The organism is Nocardia sp. NPDC004654 (assembly GCF_040609595.1).
Taxonomy (GTDB): Bacteria; Actinomycetota; Actinomycetes; order Mycobacteriales; family Mycobacteriaceae; genus Nocardia.
The window spans coordinates 745368-767409 of the sequence record NZ_JBEXKI010000003.1 but is presented as its reverse complement, the minus strand read 5'-3'; the positions used below and the strand labels follow the sequence as shown (position 1 = coordinate 767409).

General features: G+C 67.7%; 21 protein-coding genes. 15 read left to right on the top strand and 6 right to left on the bottom strand.

Annotated elements, in window-relative coordinates; translation table 11 throughout:
* The first annotated feature begins 32 nt into the window (after positions 1 to 32).
* Positions 33 to 1070, top strand: coding sequence for an LLM class F420-dependent oxidoreductase (locus tag ABZV58_RS13330; protein ID WP_355000369.1), 1038 nt, complete (start codon positions 33 to 35; stop codon positions 1068 to 1070).
* 70 nt (positions 1071 to 1140) lie between these two features.
* Positions 1141 to 2691, top strand: coding sequence for an acyl-CoA synthetase (locus ABZV58_RS13325; RefSeq protein ID WP_355000368.1), 1551 nt, complete (start codon positions 1141 to 1143; stop codon positions 2689 to 2691).
* Between the two features lie 243 nt (positions 2692 to 2934).
* Here the strand turns inward: ABZV58_RS13325 and ABZV58_RS13320 are convergent, their stop codons facing one another.
* The gene (locus ABZV58_RS13320; protein WP_355000367.1) at positions 2935 to 3927 is read right to left on the bottom strand and encodes a sigma-70 family RNA polymerase sigma factor; all 993 of its coding nucleotides are present in this window, start codon (positions 3925 to 3927) and stop codon (positions 2935 to 2937) included.
* Between the two features lie 178 nt (positions 3928 to 4105).
* On the opposite strand from ABZV58_RS13320, the gene ABZV58_RS13315 reads away from it, so the two are divergent.
* Positions 4106 to 4525, top strand: a complete 420-nt coding sequence (locus ABZV58_RS13315; RefSeq protein WP_355000366.1) for a VOC family protein — start codon at positions 4106 to 4108, stop codon at positions 4523 to 4525.
* Between the two features lie 61 nt (positions 4526 to 4586).
* On the opposite strand, the gene ABZV58_RS13310 is transcribed toward ABZV58_RS13315, so the two are convergent.
* Positions 4587 to 5369 (bottom strand): crotonase/enoyl-CoA hydratase family protein, encoded by a 783-nt coding sequence (locus tag ABZV58_RS13310; RefSeq protein WP_355000365.1) that lies wholly within the window; start codon positions 5367 to 5369, stop codon positions 4587 to 4589.
* 60 nt (positions 5370 to 5429) lie between these two features.
* Between ABZV58_RS13310 and ABZV58_RS13305 the strand changes: the two genes are divergently transcribed.
* Positions 5430 to 7079: an acyl-CoA synthetase gene (locus ABZV58_RS13305; protein ID WP_355000364.1), complete on the top strand. Its 1650-nt coding sequence runs from the start codon at positions 5430 to 5432 to the stop codon at positions 7077 to 7079.
* Between the two features lie 118 nt (positions 7080 to 7197).
* On the opposite strand, the gene ABZV58_RS13300 is transcribed toward ABZV58_RS13305, so the two are convergent.
* Positions 7198 to 8379, bottom strand: coding sequence for an FAD-dependent monooxygenase (locus ABZV58_RS13300; protein ID WP_355000363.1), 1182 nt, complete (start codon positions 8377 to 8379; stop codon positions 7198 to 7200).
* 101 nt (positions 8380 to 8480) lie between these two features.
* On the opposite strand from ABZV58_RS13300, the gene ABZV58_RS13295 reads away from it, so the two are divergent.
* Positions 8481 to 9068, top strand: a complete 588-nt coding sequence (locus ABZV58_RS13295; protein ID WP_355000362.1) for a TetR family transcriptional regulator — start codon at positions 8481 to 8483, stop codon at positions 9066 to 9068.
* 30 nt (positions 9069 to 9098) lie between these two features.
* Here ABZV58_RS13295 and ABZV58_RS13290 read toward each other — a convergent pair whose 3' ends face one another.
* The 3 genes from ABZV58_RS13290 to ABZV58_RS13280 form a co-directional block, all read right to left on the bottom strand.
* The gene (locus ABZV58_RS13290) at positions 9099 to 9242 is read right to left on the bottom strand and encodes a hypothetical protein (RefSeq protein WP_355000361.1); all 144 of its coding nucleotides are present in this window, start codon (positions 9240 to 9242) and stop codon (positions 9099 to 9101) included.
* Between the two features lie 88 nt (positions 9243 to 9330).
* Positions 9331 to 10434 carry an acyl-CoA dehydrogenase family protein gene (locus ABZV58_RS13285; RefSeq protein WP_355000360.1) on the bottom strand — a complete coding sequence of 368 codons (1104 nt, stop codon included), beginning with the start codon at positions 10432 to 10434 and terminating at the stop codon, positions 9331 to 9333.
* Between the two features lie 19 nt (positions 10435 to 10453).
* Positions 10454 to 11647 carry an acyl-CoA dehydrogenase family protein gene (locus ABZV58_RS13280; protein ID WP_355000359.1) on the bottom strand — a complete coding sequence of 398 codons (1194 nt, stop codon included), beginning with the start codon at positions 11645 to 11647 and terminating at the stop codon, positions 10454 to 10456.
* A 151-nt stretch (positions 11648 to 11798) separates the two neighbouring features.
* Between ABZV58_RS13280 and ABZV58_RS13275 the strand changes: the two genes are divergently transcribed.
* The 10 genes from ABZV58_RS13275 (at position 11799) to ABZV58_RS13230 (ending at position 22030) form a co-directional block, all read left to right on the top strand.
* A complete protein-coding gene (locus ABZV58_RS13275; RefSeq protein ID WP_141807579.1) occupies positions 11799 to 11987 on the top strand; it encodes a ferredoxin in 189 nt (62 codons plus the stop codon).
* 44 nt (positions 11988 to 12031) lie between these two features.
* Complete coding sequence (locus tag ABZV58_RS13270; RefSeq protein WP_355000358.1) at positions 12032 to 12937, top strand: 3-oxoacyl-ACP reductase; 906 nt, start codon at positions 12032 to 12034, stop codon at positions 12935 to 12937.
* Positions 12938 to 13233: 296 nt separating this feature from the next.
* Positions 13234 to 13998 carry an ABC transporter permease gene (locus ABZV58_RS13265; protein WP_067791272.1) on the top strand — a complete coding sequence of 255 codons (765 nt, stop codon included), beginning with the start codon at positions 13234 to 13236 and terminating at the stop codon, positions 13996 to 13998.
* 4 nt (positions 13999 to 14002) lie between these two features.
* Positions 14003 to 14854 carry an ABC transporter permease gene (locus tag ABZV58_RS13260; RefSeq protein WP_355000357.1) on the top strand — a complete coding sequence of 284 codons (852 nt, stop codon included), beginning with the start codon at positions 14003 to 14005 and terminating at the stop codon, positions 14852 to 14854.
* A gap of 5 nt (positions 14855 to 14859) precedes the next feature.
* On the top strand, positions 14860 to 16029 hold the full coding sequence (locus ABZV58_RS13255) for an MCE family protein (RefSeq protein WP_355000356.1): 1170 nt from the start codon (positions 14860 to 14862) through the stop codon (positions 16027 to 16029).
* A complete protein-coding gene (locus ABZV58_RS13250; protein WP_355000355.1) occupies positions 16026 to 17051 on the top strand; it encodes an MCE family protein in 1026 nt (341 codons plus the stop codon). Before ABZV58_RS13255 ends, ABZV58_RS13250 begins: the two co-directional genes overlap by 4 nt.
* Entirely contained in the window at positions 17048 to 18112 is a 1065-nt protein-coding gene (locus ABZV58_RS13245) for an MCE family protein (protein WP_355000354.1), read from the top strand. The genes ABZV58_RS13250 and ABZV58_RS13245 overlap by 4 nt, the downstream gene beginning before the upstream one ends.
* Positions 18109 to 19371, top strand: coding sequence for an MCE family protein (locus ABZV58_RS13240; RefSeq protein ID WP_355000353.1), 1263 nt, complete (start codon positions 18109 to 18111; stop codon positions 19369 to 19371). Before ABZV58_RS13245 ends, ABZV58_RS13240 begins: the two co-directional genes overlap by 4 nt.
* Positions 19371 to 20615 carry an MCE family protein gene (locus ABZV58_RS13235; protein WP_355000352.1) on the top strand — a complete coding sequence of 415 codons (1245 nt, stop codon included), beginning with the start codon at positions 19371 to 19373 and terminating at the stop codon, positions 20613 to 20615. The genes ABZV58_RS13240 and ABZV58_RS13235 overlap by 1 nt, the downstream gene beginning before the upstream one ends.
* Positions 20612 to 22030 (top strand): MlaD family protein, encoded by a 1419-nt coding sequence (locus ABZV58_RS13230; RefSeq protein WP_355000351.1) that lies wholly within the window; start codon positions 20612 to 20614, stop codon positions 22028 to 22030. The genes ABZV58_RS13235 and ABZV58_RS13230 overlap by 4 nt, the downstream gene beginning before the upstream one ends.
* The last annotated feature ends 12 nt before the right edge of the window (positions 22031 to 22042 follow it).

The window sequence follows — 22042 nt, the reverse complement described above, 5'->3', positions numbered from 1 at the left end:
TGGCAAGGGACGTTGCTCGGAAAGGGACGATCATGAAGTTCGGATTGCAGCTCGGCTATTGGATGGCGCAGCCGCCGCAGAATGCGGGGGAGTTGGTCGTCGCGGCCGAGAAAGCCGGATTCGACGCTGTGTTCGCCGCGGAATCGTGGGGCTCGGACGCCTTCGGTCCGCTCACCTGGTGGGGGTCGTCCACCGAACGGGTGCGGCTGGGCACCTCGGTGGTGCAGATGTCGGCACGCACGCCCGCGGCGACCGCGATGCACGCGCTGACCCTCGACCATCTCAGCGGCGGCCGGGCGATCCTCGGGCTCGGGGTTTCCGGTCCGCAGGTGGTGGAGGGGTGGTACGGGCAGCCGTTCGCCAAGCCCTTGCAGCGCACCCGCGAGTACGTCGGCATCATCCGCCGCATCCTCGCCAGGGAGGCGCCGGTGACCAGCGACGGCCCGCACTACCCGCTGCCCTACACCGGGCCGGGTTCGGTCGGGCTCGGTAAGCCGCTCAAGCCGATCGTGCACCCGCTACGTGCGGATTTGCCGATCTGGCTCGGCGCGGAGGGGCCGAAGAACGTGGCGCTCACCGCCGAGATCGCCGACGGCTGGCTGGCGATCTACTACGCGCCGCGCCTGGCGAACATGTACAACGACTGGCTCGACGAGGGGTTTGCCAGGGCGGGCGCTCGCCGGTCGCGCGAGGACTTCGAGATCGCGGCCAGCTGCCAGGTGGTGATCACCGACGACCCCGCCGCGGAGCTGGAGAAGATGCGCTGGATCATGGCGCTCTACATCGGCGGCATGGGCGCGCCGGAGCTGAACTTCCACGCCCAGGTCTACCGCCGGATGGGCTACGACCGCGAGGTCGACGAGATCGGCAAGCTGTTCCAGGCGGGCAAGAAGGCCGAGGCGGCGGCCGTCGTCCCGGACGAGCTGATTCTGGACACCGCCATCATCGGCGACGAGGAGCATGTGCGGAAGCAATTGAAGGTCTGGGAGGCCGCGGGCGTCACCATGATGCTGGTGTCGGTTCCGGATCTGGCGCAATTGGACCGACTCGCACCCCTTGTCGATCAGTAGAACGCGTTCTAGATTCAATGAGGTGACTGCCTCACCCACCCCCTCGGCTCCGCCTCCGCACCGTCCCCCTGTGCAAGAGTCAGTGCAAATTCTCGGTCTGTGGAACATCGCGAACGCCGAACCCGACCGGATCGCCATGGTCGATCCCTCGGGCCGGGAGGTGACCTATCGCGAACTGGCCACACTCGCCAACCGTTACGCCAACGGGCTGCGCGCCCTCGGCCTGCGGACCGGCGACGTGCTGGTCGGCATGGTGCACAACTGCGTCGAGGCGGTCGCCGCCTACTTCGCGGCCTACCAGTCGGGCCTGTACATCGTGGCGGTGAACTGGCACCTCACCGGTCCCGAGGTGGCCTACATCCTGCAGGACAGCGAGGCCAAGGCGTTCATCGCGAGCGACCGGTTCGCCGCCGCGGCCAAGGCGGCGGCCGACGAGGCCGGTTTGCCTGCGTCGGCGCGCTTTTCGGTCGGCGAGATCGAGGGCTTCAAGTCGGTGGCCTGGCTCGGCGCGGCCGACACCGGTCGTCCGTCCGAGCGCGCCACCGGCGCGCCGATGCTCTACACCTCGGGAACCACGGGCCGGCCCAAGGGAGTTCGGCGTCCGCTCACCGGCGCCGACCCCGACGTCGTCCCGCCGCACACCGCCGCCTTCTTCGGCCTGTTCGAGCTCGCGCCCTACGACGATCACGTGCACATCTGCGGTTCGCCGCTGTACCACACCGCGGTGCTGAACTTCGCGACAATCTCGATCCAGTTGGGGCACACGCTCGTTCTCATGGACAAGTGGGAACCCGAGGAGATGCTGCGCCTGATCGACAAGTACCGGGTCACCCACAGCCACATGGTGCCCACCCAGTTCCACCGGCTGCTCGCGCTGCCCGCGCAGGTGCGCGCGAAGTACGACGTCACCTCGCTGCGCAGCATGGTGCACGGCGCGGCGCCGTGCCCGCAGGAGACCAAGCGCCAGATGCTGGAGTGGTGGGGACCGACGGTCACCGAGTACTACGCGGCGACCGAAGGCGGCGGCACGGTGATCAACGGCGCCGACTGGCTGCGCAAGCCCGGCTCGGTCGGCAAGGCGTGGCCGTGGTCGGTGATCAAGGTGCTCAGCGAGGAGGACGGCAGCGAGGTCGCCGCCGGCGAAACGGGCTTGGTGTACATGAAGATGGGCGCCTCCAGCTTCGAATACCACCACGACAAGGCCAAGACCGAGGACGCGCGAGTCGGCGACCTGTTCACCGTCGGCGACATCGGCTACCTCGACGAGGACGGCTACCTCTACCTCTGCGACCGGCGCTCGGATCTGATCCTCTCCGGCGGGGTGAACATCTACCCGGCCGAGATCGAGAGCGTCCTCGTCACGCATCCGAAGGTCGCGGACGTGGCGGTTTTCGGTATCCCGCATCCCGATTGGGGGCAGGAGGTGAAGGCGGTGGTCCAGCCCGCGGACGGGGTGGAGGTCGGCGACGGGCTTACCGAGGAACTACTCGCTTTCGCCGCAACGCAGTTGGCGAAGTACAAGATGCCGCGGTCGATCGACTACCTCGCGGAGCTCCCCCGGGACCCCAACGGGAAGTTGTACAAGCGCAAACTCCGAGAGCGCTACGTGCCCGCGTCGTGAATTGCGGAGCCGCCGCTGATTCGCGTCGGCGGCGACAGTCCTTGCGCTGAAGCCTTCCCCATGCGCCTGCATCCGGGTTGTTCGGAGTCTGGCTGGTCCCACACACCTTGTACACGCGTCGCATAGGCGGTGCCTATGTGAGGCGTTCGGCGGGTGTGTGGGAGCGTCGGGGCCCTGGGTCGCGGTTCTCGGGTGCGGGGCCTGTGGTTGGGGAGACAGTTGCAATGTTGCGGGGGTCGATAGTCAGTCCCGCAACTCCATCGGCAGCCCGAACAGCGGGAACAACCGCTCCGTATCCAAGAAGAAGTTCAGCCCCGCGATGGTCTCCCCATCCAACTCCAACACCGTGATCGACCACGGCACGAAGACCCCCGGCTCCTCGCTCGGCTTGTAATGCCCGAACGCGGGATGACCGTTCGCCCCTTCCAACCGCACCATTCGCGAGCCCGCGCAAGCGCTACCGGTGCCGAGCATGAACTCGGCCACGTTCTCCGGCCCGGAGATCCAGAGATCGAAGGGCGGCATGGACAGTGCCACATCGGCTTTCAGCAGTGTGGTCAGCGCGTCCATGTCGTAGGCCTCGAACGCGGCGACGAAGTCGTCGACGAGTTTGCGCTGGTCGTCGTCGGATTCGTCGTAGCCGTCGGTGCTGGTGGGCTGCACCTTGGACATGGTGGCGCGGGCGCGCTGGAGGGCGCTGTTCACCGAGGCGGGCGACATGGTCAGCGCCTCGGCGGTCTCGCTCGCCGAGAAGCGCAGCACCTCGCGCATGATCAGGATGGCGCGCTGGGTCGCGGGCAGATGCTGACAGGCCGCGACGAAAGCGAGGCGCAGGGTGTCCTTGGTCGCCGCGTGTTCGGCCGGATCCGCCCCGAAGGCAAGGGCGTTGGGGATCGGCTCGATCCAGACGTAGTCGGGCTGCGGCGGGGGCAGCGGCGAATCCGGCGTGCCGGGGCCGGAGAGGTCCATCGGCCTGGCGCGGCGCTGCGGGCCGTCGAGCATGTCGAGGCAGACGTTGGTGGCGATGCGGTACAGCCAGGATCGCAGGCTGGCCCGGCCCTCGAAGGAGGCGTAGGACTTCCACGCCCGCGTGAAGGTCTCCTGCACCGCGTCCTCGGCCTCGAAGGACGAGCCGAGCATGCGGTACGCGTAGGCGCACAGCTCCCGCCGGTGACCCTCGAACGACGCGAGAACGTCGGGGGAGAGGGTGGTGGACGGGCTGGACGAGTCGCTCATGGGTGCCACCATGCCACAGCCCACCGACACAAAACAGGCCCGAAAACCCGCTGGTACCCGGACCAAGATCGGCCGAAAACGGCGTGACCGCGATCACAGGCGCTCGTAGCGATTAGTTCCTGCCGCGGGCTCCGTCTCTACCTGTGAACACGCCGACGCGCCCCGAGAGGACGAGAACATGAGCAGCAAGATGATCTTCATCAACCTTCCGGTCACCGATCTGGACCGGTCGAAGGCCTTCTACGAGGCACTGGGCTGGAAGGTCAACCAGGACTTCACCGACGAGAACGCCTCCTGCATCGTCGTCGACGACAACATCTGCCTGATGCTGCTGACCAGAGGATACTTCACCACCTTCAGCAAGCGCCCGATCGCCGACACCGTCTCGGCCACGGCCGCCGCCTACGCGCTCTCGCTGTCCAGCGCGCAGGAGGTCGACCAGCTGACCGACGCCGCCGTCGCCGCGGGCGCCACCGAGGAAGTGAACGAGGAGAAGCGCGCGCAGGAGGCTCAGGTCGGCATGCACGGCCGTACCTTCATCGACCCCGACGGCCACCAGTGGGAGCCGTTCTGGATGGACTACCCCGGCGCCAACTGACGCCCGGACGCGACGCGGCCCCCGAGCGCGAACGCGCCGGGGGCCGAGTCGTATTCGGCGCTCAGTTGCCGGTGAAAGTGGGCTTGCGCTTCTCCGCGAACGCCTTCGGCCCCTCCTTGGCGTCCGCCGACTTGAAGACCGCTGTCCCGAGTTCGGCGTCGATCTTGAAGGCCTCTTCCTCGTGCATGCCCTCGGTGTCGCGGATGGTGCGCAGAATGGCCTGCACCGCGAGCGGGCCGTTGGCCGCGATCAGGTCGGCCAGTTCGAGCGCCTTGTCCAGCGCGGTGCCGTCCGGGACGACGTGCCCGATCAGACCGATCTCCTTGGCCTCCGCCGCGGTGACGTGCCTGCCGGTGAGCAGGATGTCGGCCGCGACGGTGTAGGGAATCTGGCGCACCAGGCGCACCGCGGAGCCGCCGAGCGGGAACAGGCCCCAGCGCGCCTCGGACACACCGAACTTCGCGCTCTCGCCGGCCACGCGGATGTCGGTGCCCTGCAGGATCTCGGTGCCGCCCGCGATGGCCGGGCCCTCGACCGCCGCGATCAGCGGCTTGGTGAGCCTGCGGCCCTTGAGCAGCGCCTCGATCTTGGACAGATCCCAGCCGCCGCCCTTGAACGAATCGCCGGGGTGCTGTGCGGTCATCGCCTTGAGGTCCGCGCCCGCGCAGAAGGCGCCGCCCGCGCCGGTCAGGATCGCCACCCGGATCTCCGGATCGCTGTCCACCTGGTCCCAGGCGTCGCGCATGATCGCCATCATTTCGGCCGACAGCGCGTTGCGGGCCTCGGGCCGGTTCATGGTGACGATGAGAACGTGATCGCGCTTCTCGACGAGGCAGTGCGGCATTGCTGATTCTCCTGACTTTCGAGCCTTGTCAAGAACAGTAACACGTTCTATTTTTAGCGTGTGAGCCACAACATAGCCGACCTCGTCGAACATGCCATCGACCTCATGCCCGATCGCGTCGCGCTGGCCGACGACGGCCGTGAGGTGACCTACGCCCAGCTGGAGGAGCGCGCCAACAAACTGGCCCACTACCTGCTGGAACACGGTGTTCAGCCGGGCGACAAGGTGGGCATCTACTCGCGCAACACCATCGAGGCCGTCGAGGCCATGGTCGCGGTGTTCAAAGCCCGCGCCGTGATGATCAACGTGAACTACCGATACGTCGAGAACGAGTTGCAATACATCTTCGACAATTCGGACATGGTCGCGTTGATTCACGAGCGCCGCTACAGCGACAAAGTGGCCGCGGTTCGGGCCGCGTCCTCGCAGCTGCGCACCGTCATCGTCGTGGACGACGATACGACCGGCACGATCCCCACCGCAGCGGATTCGGTGGAATACGAGGCGGCCCTCGCGCAGTCCTCCGGCGCGCGCGACTTCGGCGAACGTTCCCCCGACGACCTGTACATGCTCTACACCGGCGGCACCACCGGCATGCCCAAGGGCGTGATGTGGCGGCAGGAGGACGTGTGGCGCGTGCTCGGTGGCGGCATCAACTTCCTCACCGGTGAATACGTCCCCGACGAATGGGATCTCGCCAAGCTCGGCGCGGCCAACCCGCCGATGACCCGGTTCCCGATTCCGCCGATGATCCACGGCGGCTCGCAGTGGGCCACCTTCCAGAGCCTGTTCGGCGGCGGCAAGACCGTGATGATCCCGGAGTTCACCGGGCACGGCGTGTGGCAGCACATCGACCGCCACGGCATCAACCTCATCTTCATCACCGGCGACGCCATGGCGCGGCCGATGCTGGACGCGCTGATCGAGGGCAACCCGGAAACCGGAAAGCCGTACGACCTTTCGACGCTGTTCGCGATCGCCAGCAGCGCGGCGCTCTTCTCGCCCGCCATCAAGGAGAAGCTGCTCGATCTGCTGCCGAACCGGATGATCACCGACTCGATCGGGTCCTCCGAGACCGGGTTCGGCGGGCTCAGCATGGTCACGAAGGGCGAGGCGCACACCGGCGGCCCGCGGGTCAAGATCGACGCTTCCACCGAGGTGCTCGACGAGGCGGGCAATCCGGTGGTGCCGGGATCCGGCCAGATCGGCATCCTCGCGCGCAAGGGGCACATTCCGCTCGGCTACTACAAGGACGAGGCGAAGACCGCCGCGACCTTCAAGGAGTTCAACGGGATTCGCTACTCGATCCCCGGTGATTACGCGCGGGTCGAGGAGGACGGCACCGTCACGATGCTCGGCCGCGGTTCGGTCAGCATCAACAGCGGCGGCGAGAAGATCTTCCCCGAGGAGGTCGAGGGCGCGCTCAAGTCGCACCCCGAGATCTTCGACGCCCTGGTGGTCGGCGTCGACGACGATCGCTGGGGCCAGCGCGTCGTCGCGGTCGTCCAGTGTCGCGGCGACAACCGCCCGACCCTGGAGGATCTGCGCCCCGTGCTGACCAAGGAGATCGCCCCCTACAAACTCCCGCGCAGCCTCTGGTACGTCGAGGAGATCAAGCGTTCCCCCGCGGGCAAGCCGGACTACCGGTGGGCCAAGGCTCAAACCGAGGCGCGTCCGGCGGACGAGCACGCCGAGGCGAGCGCCAAGTAGTCGGTAATACGGGAAGGGCCGCCGCGTAGAAGATCGCGGCGGCCCTTCGTCGTGTCCGGTTGTTCCGCTGCCCGATCCCGGCAGCCCATCGAAGTCGCTGATCGACAGTTTCTTTCGATCAGCGGGTCGTCAGCTCGGCCAAGCGGAAGGCGAGGTGATCGCGGAACGCGGGAATTCGAGTCAGCGCCGCGAGCGCGGTGTTGCGCGCGAGCCGCGCGACGCGCGGGCGCAGGGTGGCCATCTTCGTCATGCGGTCGGTGAACGCCACCACCTCCACGGCGACCGGGCGGCGGGTGGCTTCGTACTCGTCCAGGAGCGCCTGCGGCTCACCCGCCAGTACCCGCGCGAGCAACGGACCGAGGGCGGCCGCGTCCTGGATGCCGGTGTTCATGCCCTGACCGCCCGCCGGGCTGTGCACGTGAGCGGCGTCGCCCACCAGCAGGATCCGGTCCGCGCGGTAACGGTCGGCCACCCGGTGGTGCACACGGAAGCGCGACGACCACAGCACTTCCCGCACTCGAATGTCGCCACCGGGGCCGCGCGCGTCCAGGATCGCCTGAATGTCGTCGGCGGTGGAGTGTTCGGGCGCCTCGTCCAGCGTGGCGACCACCCGGTAGCGGTCGGGTTCCGCGGCGTCGGGCAGCGGCGCTACGACAGTCACGCCCTCCGGCGAAAGGTGCAGCGCTACTTCGTCTCTGGCGATCGGCCACGTCATCCGCACGTCGGCAAGGACGAACGACGCCGGGTAGGTGTCGCCGGTGAAGCCGATGCCCGCGTGCTCGCGCACGGTGCTGTGCATGCCGTCGGCGCCGATGACGTAGTCGGCGCGAATGACACCCGCGTCGCCCGCCGCATCGGTGTATTCGACCGTGACACCGTCCTTTTCGTTCACGACACGGGTGACCACGTACGGCCGGTGCACCCGGCCGCCCGCCTTGTGCAGGCGCTCGAGCAGTACCGCCTCCGTGGTGTCCTGCGGGGTCATCAGGGTGTACGGGTACGGGGTCGGGAGGTCGCCGAACGCGATGGTCGCGAGGGTGTGCGCGCCGTCGCGCACGGTGAAACGCGGAACCTGGATTCCGCGCAGGATCAGTTCGTCGGCGATACCGAGTTCGGCGAGGACCTCGAGGGTGCGCGCGTGCACCACGGCCGCGCGAGAAGTGTTGGCGCCCTCGGTGAGCCGGTCCAGGACGACGACGTCGACGCCCGCGTCCGCGAGGGTGATGGCGGCGGTGAGTCCGGCGGGTCCGGCGCCGACGACGAGTACCGAGGTGGTGCTGGGGAGCGGGGTGGCGTTCATGACTGGCTCCTATGTCAACAACTGTAGGCCAACGCTTGTTGGCATAACGATAGAGCCAGGCTCGCATGGAAGTCAACAGTTGTTGGCCTACAATCGTTGGCATGACAGAGTCGTCCGATCAGCCCCCCGCCCGTCGCTCCGACGCGACCCGCGCCGCGATTCTCGAGGCGGCGCGGGCGCGTTTCGCCGCCGAAGGATTCCGCAAAGCCACGATCCGCGCCATCGCTGCCGACGCCGCCATCGATCCGTCCATGGTGATGCGCTATTTCGGCAGCAAGGACGGGCTGTTCGCGGCGGCCGTCGACATCGATCTCGAACTGCCGGATCTGGCCGCCGCCGAGCCGGACACGTTGGGCGAGTTGCTGATCCGTCGCTTTCTCGCGATCTGGGAGGATCAGCAGAACACCGTCCTGCTGATTCTGCTGCGCTCGTCCATCACCGACGACGCAGTCTCCGACCGCTTCCGCGCGGTCTTCGCCGAACAGGTGCTCCCCGCGGTCCTCCGCTTCGGCGATCCGGCCGACGCTCCCCGCCGCAGCGGCCTCGTCGTCACCCAACTACTCGGCCTGGCCCTGTGCCGCTACGTCCTCCAGCTTCCCCCGGTCGTCGCCATGACCCCACCCCAACTCATCGCCGACATCGCCCCCACCCTCCAGCGCTACCTGACCTCCACCCCACCCACCGCCTAGCGATGGGTCAGTGGCTGAAGCTCCTGAGCTTCATTCCGCGGATCCGGGTCGGGGCACCTCACCGAAGTCCGACAGCTCGAAGGGACCTGCGAGTTGCCGCGCCAATTCCGGCTGCGCGTAGATCTCGGCCGTGTGCTGCCAGGCGATCAAGTCGCGTGCGAACGGTGTGAACAATCCGGTGTCTCCGGGGGTCCCCGGAACGACGATCGGCCCGTCGGTTGTGCCGACGGGCCGATGTCCGGGAGCGGTTGTGCCGCTGGGATCAGGAAGGGGTGGCGAGGAGGGCGCCGAGGGCGCGGAGGTGGTCGGTGGCGGCGCCGAGGGCGAATTCGTTGTGCTTGGCGGCGGTGAAGTAGTTGTGCACGATGTGGTCGCGGTCGATGCCGACGCCGCCGTGCACGTGCACGACGGTGTGGGCGACGCGGTGGCCCGCGTCGGCGGCCCAGAACTTGGCGGTGTGCACGGCCTCGGCGGCGGGCAGGTCCTCGGCGAGTCGCCATGCGGCCTGGGTGACCGCGAGGCGCAAGCCCTGCACGTCGATGTAGGCGTCGGCCAAACGCTGCGCGACCGCCTGGAAGCTGCCGACGGCCTTGCCGAACTGCTCGCGTTCGCGCGCGTAGTCGGCGACCAGTTCCAGCGCCTTCTCGACGGTGCCCAACTGCTGGGCGCTGAGCCCGAGCCAGGCGCGGGTGAGGATCCAGTCGAGCAGCTCCGCGCCGCCGTCCACGGTGCCGACCAATTCGGCAGGGGTGTCGGTGAATTCGACGCCGAACTCCGCGCTGAGATCCACTACGTGCTGCGCGGTGACCGACACCGAAGCGTCGGCGGGATCGACGAGGAAGACCGCGGGCACGCCGGAAACCGTGGCGGGCACCAGGATTCGGGCCGCGCGATCGGCGTGGGGCACCGTGGTCTTGGCGCCGGTCAGCCGCCACCCGCCGTCGCTCTCCCGCGCGACGGTGGTCGGCTTGGCCGGTTCGTAGTTGTGCTCTTCGGCCAGCGCCGCGGTCAAGATCGCCGAACCCTCGCCCGCCTGAGCGGCAAGCGCCTGCTGGCTCTCGGACCCGAACCGCGCCAGCGCGCCCGCGCCGACCACGATCGACCAGAGGTAGGGAACGGCGGCGACCGACTTGCCGAGTTCGCGAAGCACCGCGGTCTGCTCCAGCGCGCCGAGTCCGCTGCCACCGACGTTCTCCGGCAGCGCCGCGGCCAGAATCCCGGTCTCGGCCAACGACTTCCACAGCGGCTCGTCGAACCGGCCCGCCACGTCGAGCGCGCGCAGCCGGTCGGCGGTGACGAGCTTGCCGCACACCTCGCCGGTCAGACGGGCCAGGTCGAGCTGAGCTTCGGTGGGGGTGAAATCCATGGTGGTCTCTGCTTTCTGCTCAGCGCGCGGCGGCGGGCTGGCGGAGGGCGGTCATGGCGATGATGTCGCGTTGCACCTCGTTGGTGCCGCCGCCGAAGGTCAGGATCAGCGCGGCACGGTGGAAGCGCTCGAGGCGTCCGCGCAGTTCGGCGCCGGGGGAGTCCTGGCGCAGGTAGGCCTGCGGGCCGAGGACCTCCATCAGCAGCCGGTACGCCTCGGTGGCCAGCTCGGTGCCGTATACCTTGCAGGTCGAGGCGTCCCACGGGCGCGGCGCCGCGTCGCCGCCCGCGTCGGCGCGGCTGGCGATCTCCCAGTTGAGCAGCTTCAGGTACTCGACCTTGGCGTGCACCTTGGCCAGGTTCAGCTGCACCCATTCCTGGTCGATGACGCGCGAGCCGTCGCCCGCCTTGGTGTTGCGCGCCCATTCGAGGGTCTGGTTCAGCGCGACGGTCAGCGGCCCCGCCGAGGTGAGCGCGACGCGTTCGTGGTTGAGCTGGTTGGTGATCAGCGCCCAGCCGCCGTTCTCCTGGCCGACCAGCGAGCTGACCGGAACGCGCACGTCCTGGTAGTAGGTGGCGCTGGTGTCGGGGCCCGCCATGGTGTGCACTGGCGTCCAGGAGAAGCCCTCGGCCGTGGTCGGCACGATGAGCATGCTGATGCCCTTGTGCTTCTTGGCGCTCGGATCGGTGCGCACCGCGAGCCAGACATAGTCGGCGTAGGCGATCAGGCTCGTCCACATCTTCTGGCCGTTGATCACGTACTCGTCGCCGTCGCGCACCGCCGAGGTGCGCAGGCTGGCCAAGTCGGTGCCCGCGCCCGGCTCGGAGTAGCCGATGGAGAAGTGCAGCTCGCCCGCGGCGATCTTGGGCAGGAAGAACTTCTTCTGTTCCTCGCTGCCGTAGTGCATGATCGTGGGCGCCACCGAGTTGATGGTGAGGAACGGAACCGGGGCGCCCGCGATGGCGGCCTCGTCGGTGAAGATCAGCTGGTCCATGGTCGGCCGGTCCTGGCCGCCGTATTCTTTGGGCCAGGCCAGCGTCAGCCAGCCGTCGCGGCCCATCTCCTGGACGACCTCGCGGTAGACATTGCCGTGCCCGTACTCACCGGTCGTCGCGCTCAGCGCGGCCCGGCGCTCCGGTGTGATCAGCCGCGCGAAGTAGTCGCGCAACTCGGCGCGGAGCTCTTCTTGCTGCGGCGTGTACGCAATGCGCATGGCAAAACCTCGTGTCCTTCGATTCGCTTGTCCCGATGATTGCATATCGACTGAAACATGTTCCAGTATTGCCGAGGAATCCGGCAGATGGCGGCGCGCGTGGCAGCGCGGGCTTGTAGGCTTCGAGAAGAGTCGCAGTAAAGGAGTTTCCATGAAGGTCAGCGTCGATCTGGATCTGTGCGAGGCGAACGGAATCTGTGTTGGAATCGCCCCCGACGTGTTCGAACTCGATGACGAGGACCAGCTGCACATCCTGACGGCCGACGTGGCGGAGGACCGCCTCGGCGATGTCGAGGACGCGGTGGCGCAGTGCCCGAAAGCCGCGCTGAAACTTCAGTGAAAGTTTCTTGCCAGTAGGTTGGAACACGTTCTAAAGTCGGGCCGGTGAACGAAACTGATCTGAGTTTGGCGGGCCGTGTGGCGATCGTGACCGGCGCGGGCGCGGGACTCGGCAAGGCCGAGGCGCTCGCACTGGCGGGCGCGGGCGCGTCGGTGGTGGTCAACGACCTCGCGGAATCCGAGGCGGTCGCCGAGACGCTCGCCGAGATCCGGGCGCTCGGCGCCAAGGCGGAGTTCGTCGCGGGCAGCATCGCGGAACGCTCGACGGCCGACGCGTTGATCGGCACCGCGAACGAGGCGTTCGGCAGCGTGGACATCGTGGTCAACAACGCGGGCATCACTCGTGACCGGATGCTGTTCAACATGTCCGACGAGGACTTCGACGCCGTGCTCGCGGTCCACCTGCGCGGCCATTTCCTCTTGTCCCGCAACGCCGCCGCCTACTGGCGCGCGAAGTCGAAGGAGGCGGGCGCGCCGGTCTACGGCCGCCTGATCAACACCTCCTCCGAGGCGGGCCTGCTCGGCCCCGAGGGTCAGGCCAACTACGGCGCGGCCAAGGCGGGCATCACCGCCCTCACTCTCTCGGCCGCCCGGGCGCTGTCGCGCTACGGCGTGCGAGCCAACGCGATCGCGCCCCGCGCGCGCACGGCGATGACCGAGGCGGTGTTCAGCGCGGCTCCCGAGGCCGGTGTCGATCCGCTCTCGCCCGATCACGTCGCGCGGCTCGTCGCCTATCTCGCCTCGCCCGCGGCCGATTCGGTCAACGGGCAGTTGTTCGTGGTCTACGGACCGATGGTGGCGCTGATGGCCGCGCCCGTCGTGGAGCGGCGCTTCGATGCCGCGGGCGACGCTTGGGACTCCGGCGATCTCGCCGACACGCTCTCCGGCTACTTCGCCGAGCGACCGGCGGGCCAGACCTTCTCGGCCTCTTCGCTGACCGAACTCGGCTGAGCGCCTGGGCGATCGCCGCGATCGGCGAGGAAACAACTGATCAACTGTCCAGCTGTTGATCATGAGTCCGGCACTTGGTAGACATGGTGATGGTGTGTGACTCCTCACAACGGGGTCACCGCCTTCGTATGACACACGTTTCATATTCGAGGGCCGTCATCTAGAAAACGTGCAGTTCAAATGTGAAGAAAACGCACGACGACCATGTGAACATGTTCTAATCAATCCGGCGACGCGGCCATGGTGCCGTGTCGCGCCATGCAGCAGTACGTGCAGTTGAGCTAGGAGGATCGCGGATGAACGAGGTCCTTGCTGTCCCGTTGCGGGCCGTCGGTGGGTTCTTCGAACTCACCGCGGAAGTCGCCCGCGCGAGCGTCCGCAGGCCCTTTCAAGCGCGTGAGTTCATCGATCAGTCCTGGTTCATCGCGCGCGTGTCCATCGTGCCGACCCTGCTGGTCGCGATCCCGTTCACCGTCCTGGTGAGCTTCACGCTGAACATTCTTTTGCGCGAGATCGGCGCGGCCGACCTGAGCGGGGCGGGCGCGGCGTTCGGCACGGTCACCCAGGTCGGACCGATCGTCACCGTGCTCATCGTGGCGGGCGCGGGCGCCACCGCGATCTGCGCGGATCTCGGCGCTCGAACCATCAGGGAAGAGATCGACGCGATGCGCGTTCTCGGCATCGACCCGGTCCAGCGGCTGGTGGTGCCGAGAGTGCTGGCCTCGATGTTCGTCGCGCTCTTGCTCAACGCCCTGGTGTGCACGATCGGCATCGTCGGCGGATTCTTGTTCTCCGTCTATCTGCAGGACGTGAACCCCGGCGCGTTCGTCAACGGCATCACGCTGCTCACCAAATTGCCCGAGCTGATCATCTCCGAAGTGAAGGCCGGATTGTTCGGGCTGATCGCCGGACTGGTGGCCTGTTACCTCGGCCTGAACGTCAAAGGCGGTCCCAAGAGTGTCGGTGATGCGGTGAATCAGACCGTCGTCTTCGCCTTCATGGCCCTGTTCGTGGTGAACGTGGTGGTCACCGCCGTCGGCATCAAGTTCACGGTGCGGTGACGCGATGGCCTTCGTGATCCAGTCCCGCTTCCCCCGAGCGGTGCGGCGGGTGCGCCGGATATCGGATTCGCTGGACTCGGTGGGCAAGCACGCCGTGTTCTACGGGCAGGCGCTGGCCTCCATGCCGCGCGCCCTCATCCACTACCGAACCGAGACGATCCGGCTGATCGCCGAGATCAGCATGGGCACCGGCGCGCTCGCCGTCATCGGCGGCACGGTGGTGATCGTCGGGTTCCTGACACTGTTCGCGGGCGGCACCATCGCGGTGCAGGGCTACAGCTCGCTGGGCAATATCGGCGTCGAGGCGCTGACCGGCTTCTTCTCCGCGTTCATCAACGTGCGCATCGCCGCGCCGGTGATCTCGGGCATCGGCCTCGCGGCCACCATCGGCGCGGGTTCGACCGCGCAGCTCGGCGCCATGCGGGTCTCCGAGGAGATCGACGCACTGGAAGTCATGGCGATCCGTCCGGTGCCGTATCTGGTGGGGACGCGGGTGCTGGCCGGGATGATCGCGATCGTGCCGCTCTACGCGCTGGCGGTGATCGCCTCGTTCGTGGCGGCCCGGTTCGCCACGGTGGTGATCTACGGGCAGTCGGCGGGCGTCTACGACCACTACTTCTCGACGTTCCTCATCCCGAGCGACATCCTCTGGTCCTTCGCCCAGGCGATCTTCATGGCACTGGCGGTCATGATGATCCACACCTACTACGGCTATTACGCCGCGGGCGGCCCGGTCGGCGTGGGTGTGGCGGTCGGCAACGCGGTGCGGGCCTCGCTGGTCGCGGTGGTCACGGTGACCCTGCTGATCTCGCTGGCCATCTACGGCACCTCCGGCAACTTCCATCTTTCCGGGTAGGCGGTATGGAGAAGTTCAAGTACAAACTCGCCGGCCTCGCCATGGTGCTCGTGCTGGTCGCGGTGGTCGCGATCGCGCTGACCATGTTCGTCGGCGGGTTCACCAAGACCGCCACGGTGCTGGTCGAAGCGCCGCGCAGCGGCCTGGTGCTCGACCCCGACGCCAAAGTGAAGGTGCGTGGCGTCGAGATCGGCCGGGTCGCCGATGTCACCCAGCAGGCCGACGGCGCGCGGCTGAAGCTGGCGCTCGATCCCGAGATGCTGAAGCTGGTGCCCGCCAACGCGGGCGTCGACATCAGGTCGACCACCGTGTTCGGCGCGAAGTACGTCAACTTCGTTGTGCCGGAAGAGCCTTCGTCGAGTTCGCTGAAGCCCGGCGCGACCGTCGTCGCCGAGAAGGTGACCGTCGAGTTCAACACGCTGTTCCAGCACCTGTCCGACGTGCTGGCCAAGGTGGAGCCGGAGAAGCTGAACGCGACACTCTCCGCGCTGGGCACCGCGCTGCAGGGCCGCGGCGAGACGCTCGGCGAGCTGCTGGTGAATCTCGACGTCTACCTGCGCGAGATGAACCCGACGCTGCCGACGTTGCAGCAGGATTTCGCGGCCACCGCCGAAGTGTCGAACATCTACGCGGACACCGTTGGTGATTTGCTGCGAACCGTGGACAACGCGGTCACCACCAGCCAGACGCTGGTCGACGAGCGGCAGGGCCTCGACGACGTGCTCGCCAACGTGGTCGGCCTCGCCGACACGACGGGTTCGGTGCTGCGCGAGAACGAGAACAACCTCGGCACCGCGCTCGATCTGCTGCGCCCGACCACCGGGCTGCTCGAGGAGTACGTCCCCGGTCTGCACTGCATGATCAACGCGATCGGACGGCTGATGCCGGTCGCCGACGCGATGTTCGGCGGCATGCAACCCGGCGTCACGATGAACACCAACTTCATGTTCGGCGCCGAGCCGTACAAGTATCCGGAGGACCTGCCGAAGGTGAACGCGACCGGCGGCCCGCGCTGCGAGGGGCTCGAAGACCGGGTGCCGGGCAGCCACGCGAACTACGTCGTCACCGACACCAACGAGGGCGCACCCTACGTGCCGTCGATGAAGATCGAATTCAACGGCCCCAAGGTGTTCCAGCTGCTGTTCGCCGGGCTGCCGGGGGTGAGCGCGCCGTGAGAAATACCGCGACGACGGTGAAGCTGACCATCTTCACCCTGGTGATGACGCTGGTCTTCGCCGGACTTGTCATCGTGTTCAGCCAGATGCGTTTCGCGCGGGAGTACGGGTACCACGCCGTATTCACCAGCTCCTCGGGCATGCTGCCCGGCGCCAAAGTGCGCATCGCCGGCGTGCCGGTCGGCTCGGTCACCTCGGTGAAGGTGGGCAAGGACAACCTGGCGCACGTCGAGTTCGACGTCGACCGCAAGTACCAGCTGCTGACCAGCACCCGCGCGACGATCAAGTACGAGAACCTGGTCGGCGACCGGTACATGGAACTCCTCGACGGGCCGGGCTCGGCCCAAAAGCTGCACGAGGGCGGCACCATCGGCAAGGACAAGACCTCGCCCGCGCTGGATCTGGACATGCTGCTCGGCGGCTTCAAACCGCTGCTGCGCGGGCTGGACCCCGGTCAGGTGAACGATCTCACCAACGCGCTCTTGCAGATCTTCCAGGGCCAGGGCGGCACGCTGGTCTCCTTGCTCAACAGCGGCGGCTCGTTCGCCAAGACGCTCGGCGAGCGCGACGCGCTGATCGGCAGCGTCATCGACAACCTGAACGCGGTGCTGGCCACCATCGACGAGCGCGGCGAGCAGTTCGACACCACGCTCACCGAATTGCAGCGGTTGGTCAGCGGGCTGGCCGCCGACCGGGATCCGATCGGTGACGCGCTGCCGAGGATCGCGGGCGCCACCGGCGATCTCACCGACCTGCTCGCGCAGGCCCGGCCGGATCTGCGCGGCACCATCGAGCAGACCGGTCGACTGGCCACCAACCTGGACAACGGTTCCGACACCGTCCAGTGGGTGCTGGAACGGTTGCCGGAGACCTACCGGAAGTTGATCCGCATCGGTTCCTACGGTTCGTTCCTCGCGCTCTACGTATGCAGCACGAACTTCATCATCGACGGGCCGAACGGACAGCCGCTGCACATCAACATGCCGGGCGGGCAGGAGACGGGAAGGTGTGCCCCCGAATGAACGAGCAGCGATCTCCGGCCGTGACGATCGGCATCGTCGGCATCGTCGTCGCGATAGCGGTGGCGCTCTCGGCGCTGCAATTCGACCGGCTGCCGTTCATCCGCGGCGGCGCCCTCTACACCGCCTACTTCGCCGACGCGGGCGGGCTGGTGCCCGGCGACCCGGTTCAGGTCGCTGGCGTGCGCTCGGGCCGGGTCGACGATGTCGAGCTGGACGGCGCGAAGGTGCTGGTGAAGTTCACCCTCGACGAGTCGATCATCCTGGGCGACAAGACTTCCGCGGCCATCAAGACCAACACCGTGCTCGGCCGCAAGTCGCTGGAGCTGCTGCCGCAAGGTGGGGGCGCGCTGCGCCGCGACGACACCATCCCGCTGGACCGCACCACTTCGCCGTACTCGCTCAACGAGGCGCTCGGTGATCTGGCGGGCACGGTGCAGGGCCTGGATATGCAGAAAGTCGACGAGACCCTGGACGCTCTCTCGGCCACCTTCGCCGACACCCCGGCCCCGCTGCGCTCCGCACTGGACGGCGTCACCCAGCTCTCGCGGACCATCAACGCCAGGGACGAGGCGCTGTCCGAGTTGCTGCGGCGGGCGCAGAACGTCACCAAGATCCTGTCCGACCGCAGCGGCCAGATCAACGCGCTGCTGCTGGACGGCAACGAACTGCTCGGCGAGCTGGACCGCCGCCGCACCGCGATCTCGCAGCTGATCGTGCACGTGAACGGGCTCGCCCAGCAGCTGTCCGGCCTCGTCGCCGACAACGAGGCGCAGCTGAAACCCGCACTGGACCGGCTGAATTCGGTGCTCGGTCTGCTGCAGCGCAACCGCGACAACCTCACCAAGGCCCTCGACGGTCTCGGCCCGTTCGCCGCCGCACTCGGCGAGCAGGTCGGCAACGGCCCGTGGTTCAACGCCTACGTGGTGAACGCGACCTCCGTCGGTCTTCAGCCTCTGGTCGACGCGCTGGTGTGGCCGCAGCACCTGCCCGACGACCTGCGCAACTTCTTCTTGAATCCGCCCCCGTCGATCGGGCCTGCGGTCCAGGAGCCGCCGCGATGAAAATGCCGAAAGTAGTTCAGAAGGCCCCTCGTTGGGTGTGGATACTCACGGGCGTGTTGGTCGCCGCGCTGGTGCTCGCTGGCACGTACCGCGGCATCACCAAGATCGGGACCACGACAGTCACCGCGTTCTTCCCGTCCACCACGGGCCTCTACGTCGGCGACGACGTGCGGGTGCTCGGCGTCGACGTCGGCAGGATCGACAAGGTCGAGCCCGGCCGCGAACAGGTCAGGGTCGAGTTCACCATAGATCGCGGCATCGACATCCCCGCCGACGCGCGCGCGGTGATCATCTCGCCCTCGCTGGTCTCGGCGCGCTTCATCCAGCTGGCCCCGGCCTACACCGGCGGACCCAAGCTGACCGACGGTGCGACCATTCCGATCGAGCGCACCGCGGTCCCGGTGGAGTGGGACGACATCAAGGCCGAGTTGTCCAAGCTGGCAACGACTCTCGGCCCGGTCGGCGACGACGAGCAGGGCTCGTTCGGACGCTTCGTCAACACCGCGGCGGACAACCTGGACGGCAACGGCGACCGGATGCGCGAGACCCTGCGGGAACTCTCGGCCACCCTGACCACCCTCTCCGACGGGCGCACCGACCTGTTCGGCACCATCCGCAACCTGCAGCAGTTCGTCGAGGTGCTCTCGGCGAGCAACGAGCAGATCGTTCAGTTCGGCGGCAGGCTCGCCTCGGTGTCTTCGGTGCTGGCCGGCGTCTCGTCGGATCTCGGTGCGGGACTGGACAATCTGGATATCGCGATGGCCGACGTCAAGCGCTTCCTCGACGGCGGCGGAGCCGAGCTCACCGAGGGCGTGCAGCGACTGGCCGAGGTCACCCAGATCCTGGTGGACAAGCGCCCCGAGCTGGAACGGGTGCTGCACTCGGGCCCGACGGCGCTGGTGAATTTCTACCAGCTCTACAAGCCTGCCCAGGGCACTGTCACCGGCGCGATCGCGCTGAACAACCCGGCCGACCCGCTGAGCTTCCTGTGCGGCTCGGTGCGCGCGCTGGAGGAGAACGATTCCGATCGCTCCGCCGATCTGTGCGCCACCTATCTCGCGCCGGTCATCGACTCGCTGGCCATGAACTACGTGCCGATCATGGCGAACCCGGCCACCGGCGTGCACGCCTTCCCCAACCAGCTGACGTACAGCCCGCCGAGCCTGGAGGAGCGCGCACCCGCGCCGACACCGCAGCCCGCGCCGATCAGCGTGCCGAGTGGCCTTGCGGGCCTGGCCATTCCGGGAGGAGGGCGATGATGCGACCGCTGCGGAAGACGGCCGTCCTCGCGATGGGTGTCGCGCTGACCCTCGGCGCCACCGGCTGCCAGTGGGACGGACTGAACTCGCTGCCGATGCCGGGCGCCGAAGGCACCGGCGAAGGCTCCTACCAAATCCGCATCCAGATGCCGAATGTCACCACGCTGACTCAGAATTCGCCGGTGCGCGTGCACGACGTCCCGGTGGGCACGGTGTCCGGCATCGAGGTGGAGAACTGGCACGCGCTGGTCACCGTCTCGCTGAACCCCGACGTGAAACTGCCCGCCAACGCGGTCGCCAAGATCGGCCAGACCAGTCTGCTCGGCAGCAACCACATCGAACTCGGTCCGCCGACCGACGTGCCCGCGGAAGGCGAGCTGAAGGCGGGCGACGTCATCCCGCTGGATCGGGCCGGTGCGTTCCCGACCACCGAGCAGGTGCTCTCCTCGCTGTCAGTGGTGCTCAACGGCGGTGGCGTCGCGCAGCTCGAGACCATCACTCGCGAGCTGAACGCCGCGCTGAGCGGACGCGAGGACGCTATCCGCGACCTGCTTCCGCAGCTGAACGAGCTCACCACCAACCTGCAGGCGCAGACCGGCGACATCATCGCCGCGCTGGAGGGCCTCGACCGCCTCGGCGGGCAGCTCGCGCAGCAGCGCGACGTCCTCGGCAGCGCGATCGAGCGCATCCACCCGGCGCTGACCGTGCTCGCCGACCGGCGGGCGAACATCACCCACGCCATCACCGCGCTCGGTGAGCTGAGCGACGTGACCCAGCGGGTCGTCAGCATGAGCGGGGAGAACCTGAAGGCGAACCTCGCTAACCTCGAGCCGGTGCTCCAGCAGCTGTCCGACACGGGAAACAACCTCATCGAGTCGCTGAAGATCCTGCTCACCTTCCCGTTCCCGATGAAGAACCTCGACAAGGCGATCAAGGGTGACTACCTGAATCTGTTCATGACGGTGGACATGACGGCCAAGCGCCTCGACTCCAACTGGCTCACCGGTACCCCGCTCGGCGGCCGGTTCGGAGGTGTCGAGGGCGTGGTCGGCAGCTTCGCCCCGCCCACCGCGAGCGACAGCGGCAACCCGGCGACCGGCCCGCTGCAGACGCCCGCCCCGGGCCAGCCGACGCCGACCATCCCCGGTTTGCCGCCGATACCCGGTCTGCCCGCCATTCCAGGTTTGACCGTGCCGCTGCCGGGAGCGGGAAACATTGCGCCGCAAGGGAGTCCGGGCCGATGAAGCTGACCCGATTCGTCCGCGTGCAGCTCGGCATCTTCGCCGTGCTGACCGTGATCGGCCTGACCATCATGGCGGGCACCTACGTACAGCTGCCCGCCATGTTCGGCATCGGGCGCTACGACGTCACCGTGCAGCTCGCCGCGACCGGCGGCCTCTACCCGACCGCCAACGTGGCCTATCGCGGCACCAATGTGGGCAAGGTGCAAGAGGTCCGGCTCACGCCGGACGGCGTCGAGGCGAAGCTGTCCATCGACAGCGACTACAAGATCCCCTCCGACGTCGACGCCTGGGTGCGCAGTGTCTCGGCGATCGGCGAACAGTACGTCGACCTGATTCCCGCGGAGAGCCCCAAGGGCGGCAATCTGGCGGCGGGCGCGGTGATTCCGCAGGATCGCACCAAGCTGCCGCAGGACGTCGGCACGCTGCTCGACCAGACCGATCGCCTGCTCTCCAGCGTCGCCGACACGCGGTTGCGTCAGGTCATCGACGAGGCCTTCCGCGCCTTCAACGGCGCGGGACCGGATCTGCAGCGCTTCATCGACTCGGCCTCGCTGCTCGTGCAGGAGGCGCAGAACAGCAGCGAGCCGACCAAGAAACTGATCGAGCAGATCGGTCCGCTGCTGGACACCCAGATCCGCTCGGACGCGGCGATCCGGTCGTGGACCGCCGACCTGGCCACCGTCACCGATCAGCTGCGCGCGCACGACCCGGCGCTCACCAACATCCTGCGCGAAGGCCCGGCCGCCGTGCGGCGGGTGACCGCGCAGTTCCAGGATCTGGAACCGACACTGCCGCTGCTGCTTTCGAACCTGGTCAGCGTCGGTCAGGTGACCAACATCTACCACGCGGGACTCGAACAGATCCTGGTCGTGTACCCGCCACTGGTGGCAGCGCTGATGACCGCGGTGCGCGGCCCGGTCGAATACGGCGTGCTCGTCGACTTCATGGCGACGGTCAACGACCCGCCCGCCTGCACCACCGGCTTCCTGCCCGAAGACGAGCGCCGCTCGCCGAGCGAACTGGATATCGTCGACACGCCGCCCGGCCTCTACTGCAAGATCCCGCAGGACTCGCCCATCGAGGTGCGCGGCATCCGCAACACGCCATGTATGGAGTACCCCGGCGTGCGCGCGCCGACGCCGGAGCTGTGCCGTACCGGTTACGTGCCGGTGGGCGACAACCCGCCGTTCGGCCCGCCGCAGCCGGTGGCGCCCGCGAGCGGGTCCGAGCCCGAAGGGACCGAGGTCGCGCCCGCGTCGTACAGCACGCCCGCGGCGGCGAAGTCCTACGATCCGGCTACCGGTGTCTACATCGGCCCCGACGGCCGGACCTACCGACAGGGAGATATCGGACCCGGTGGTTCCGGCACGGTACCGTCCAGCTGGCAGGCGATGTTCGAGGAGCAGCAACGATGAGTGAAATCAACG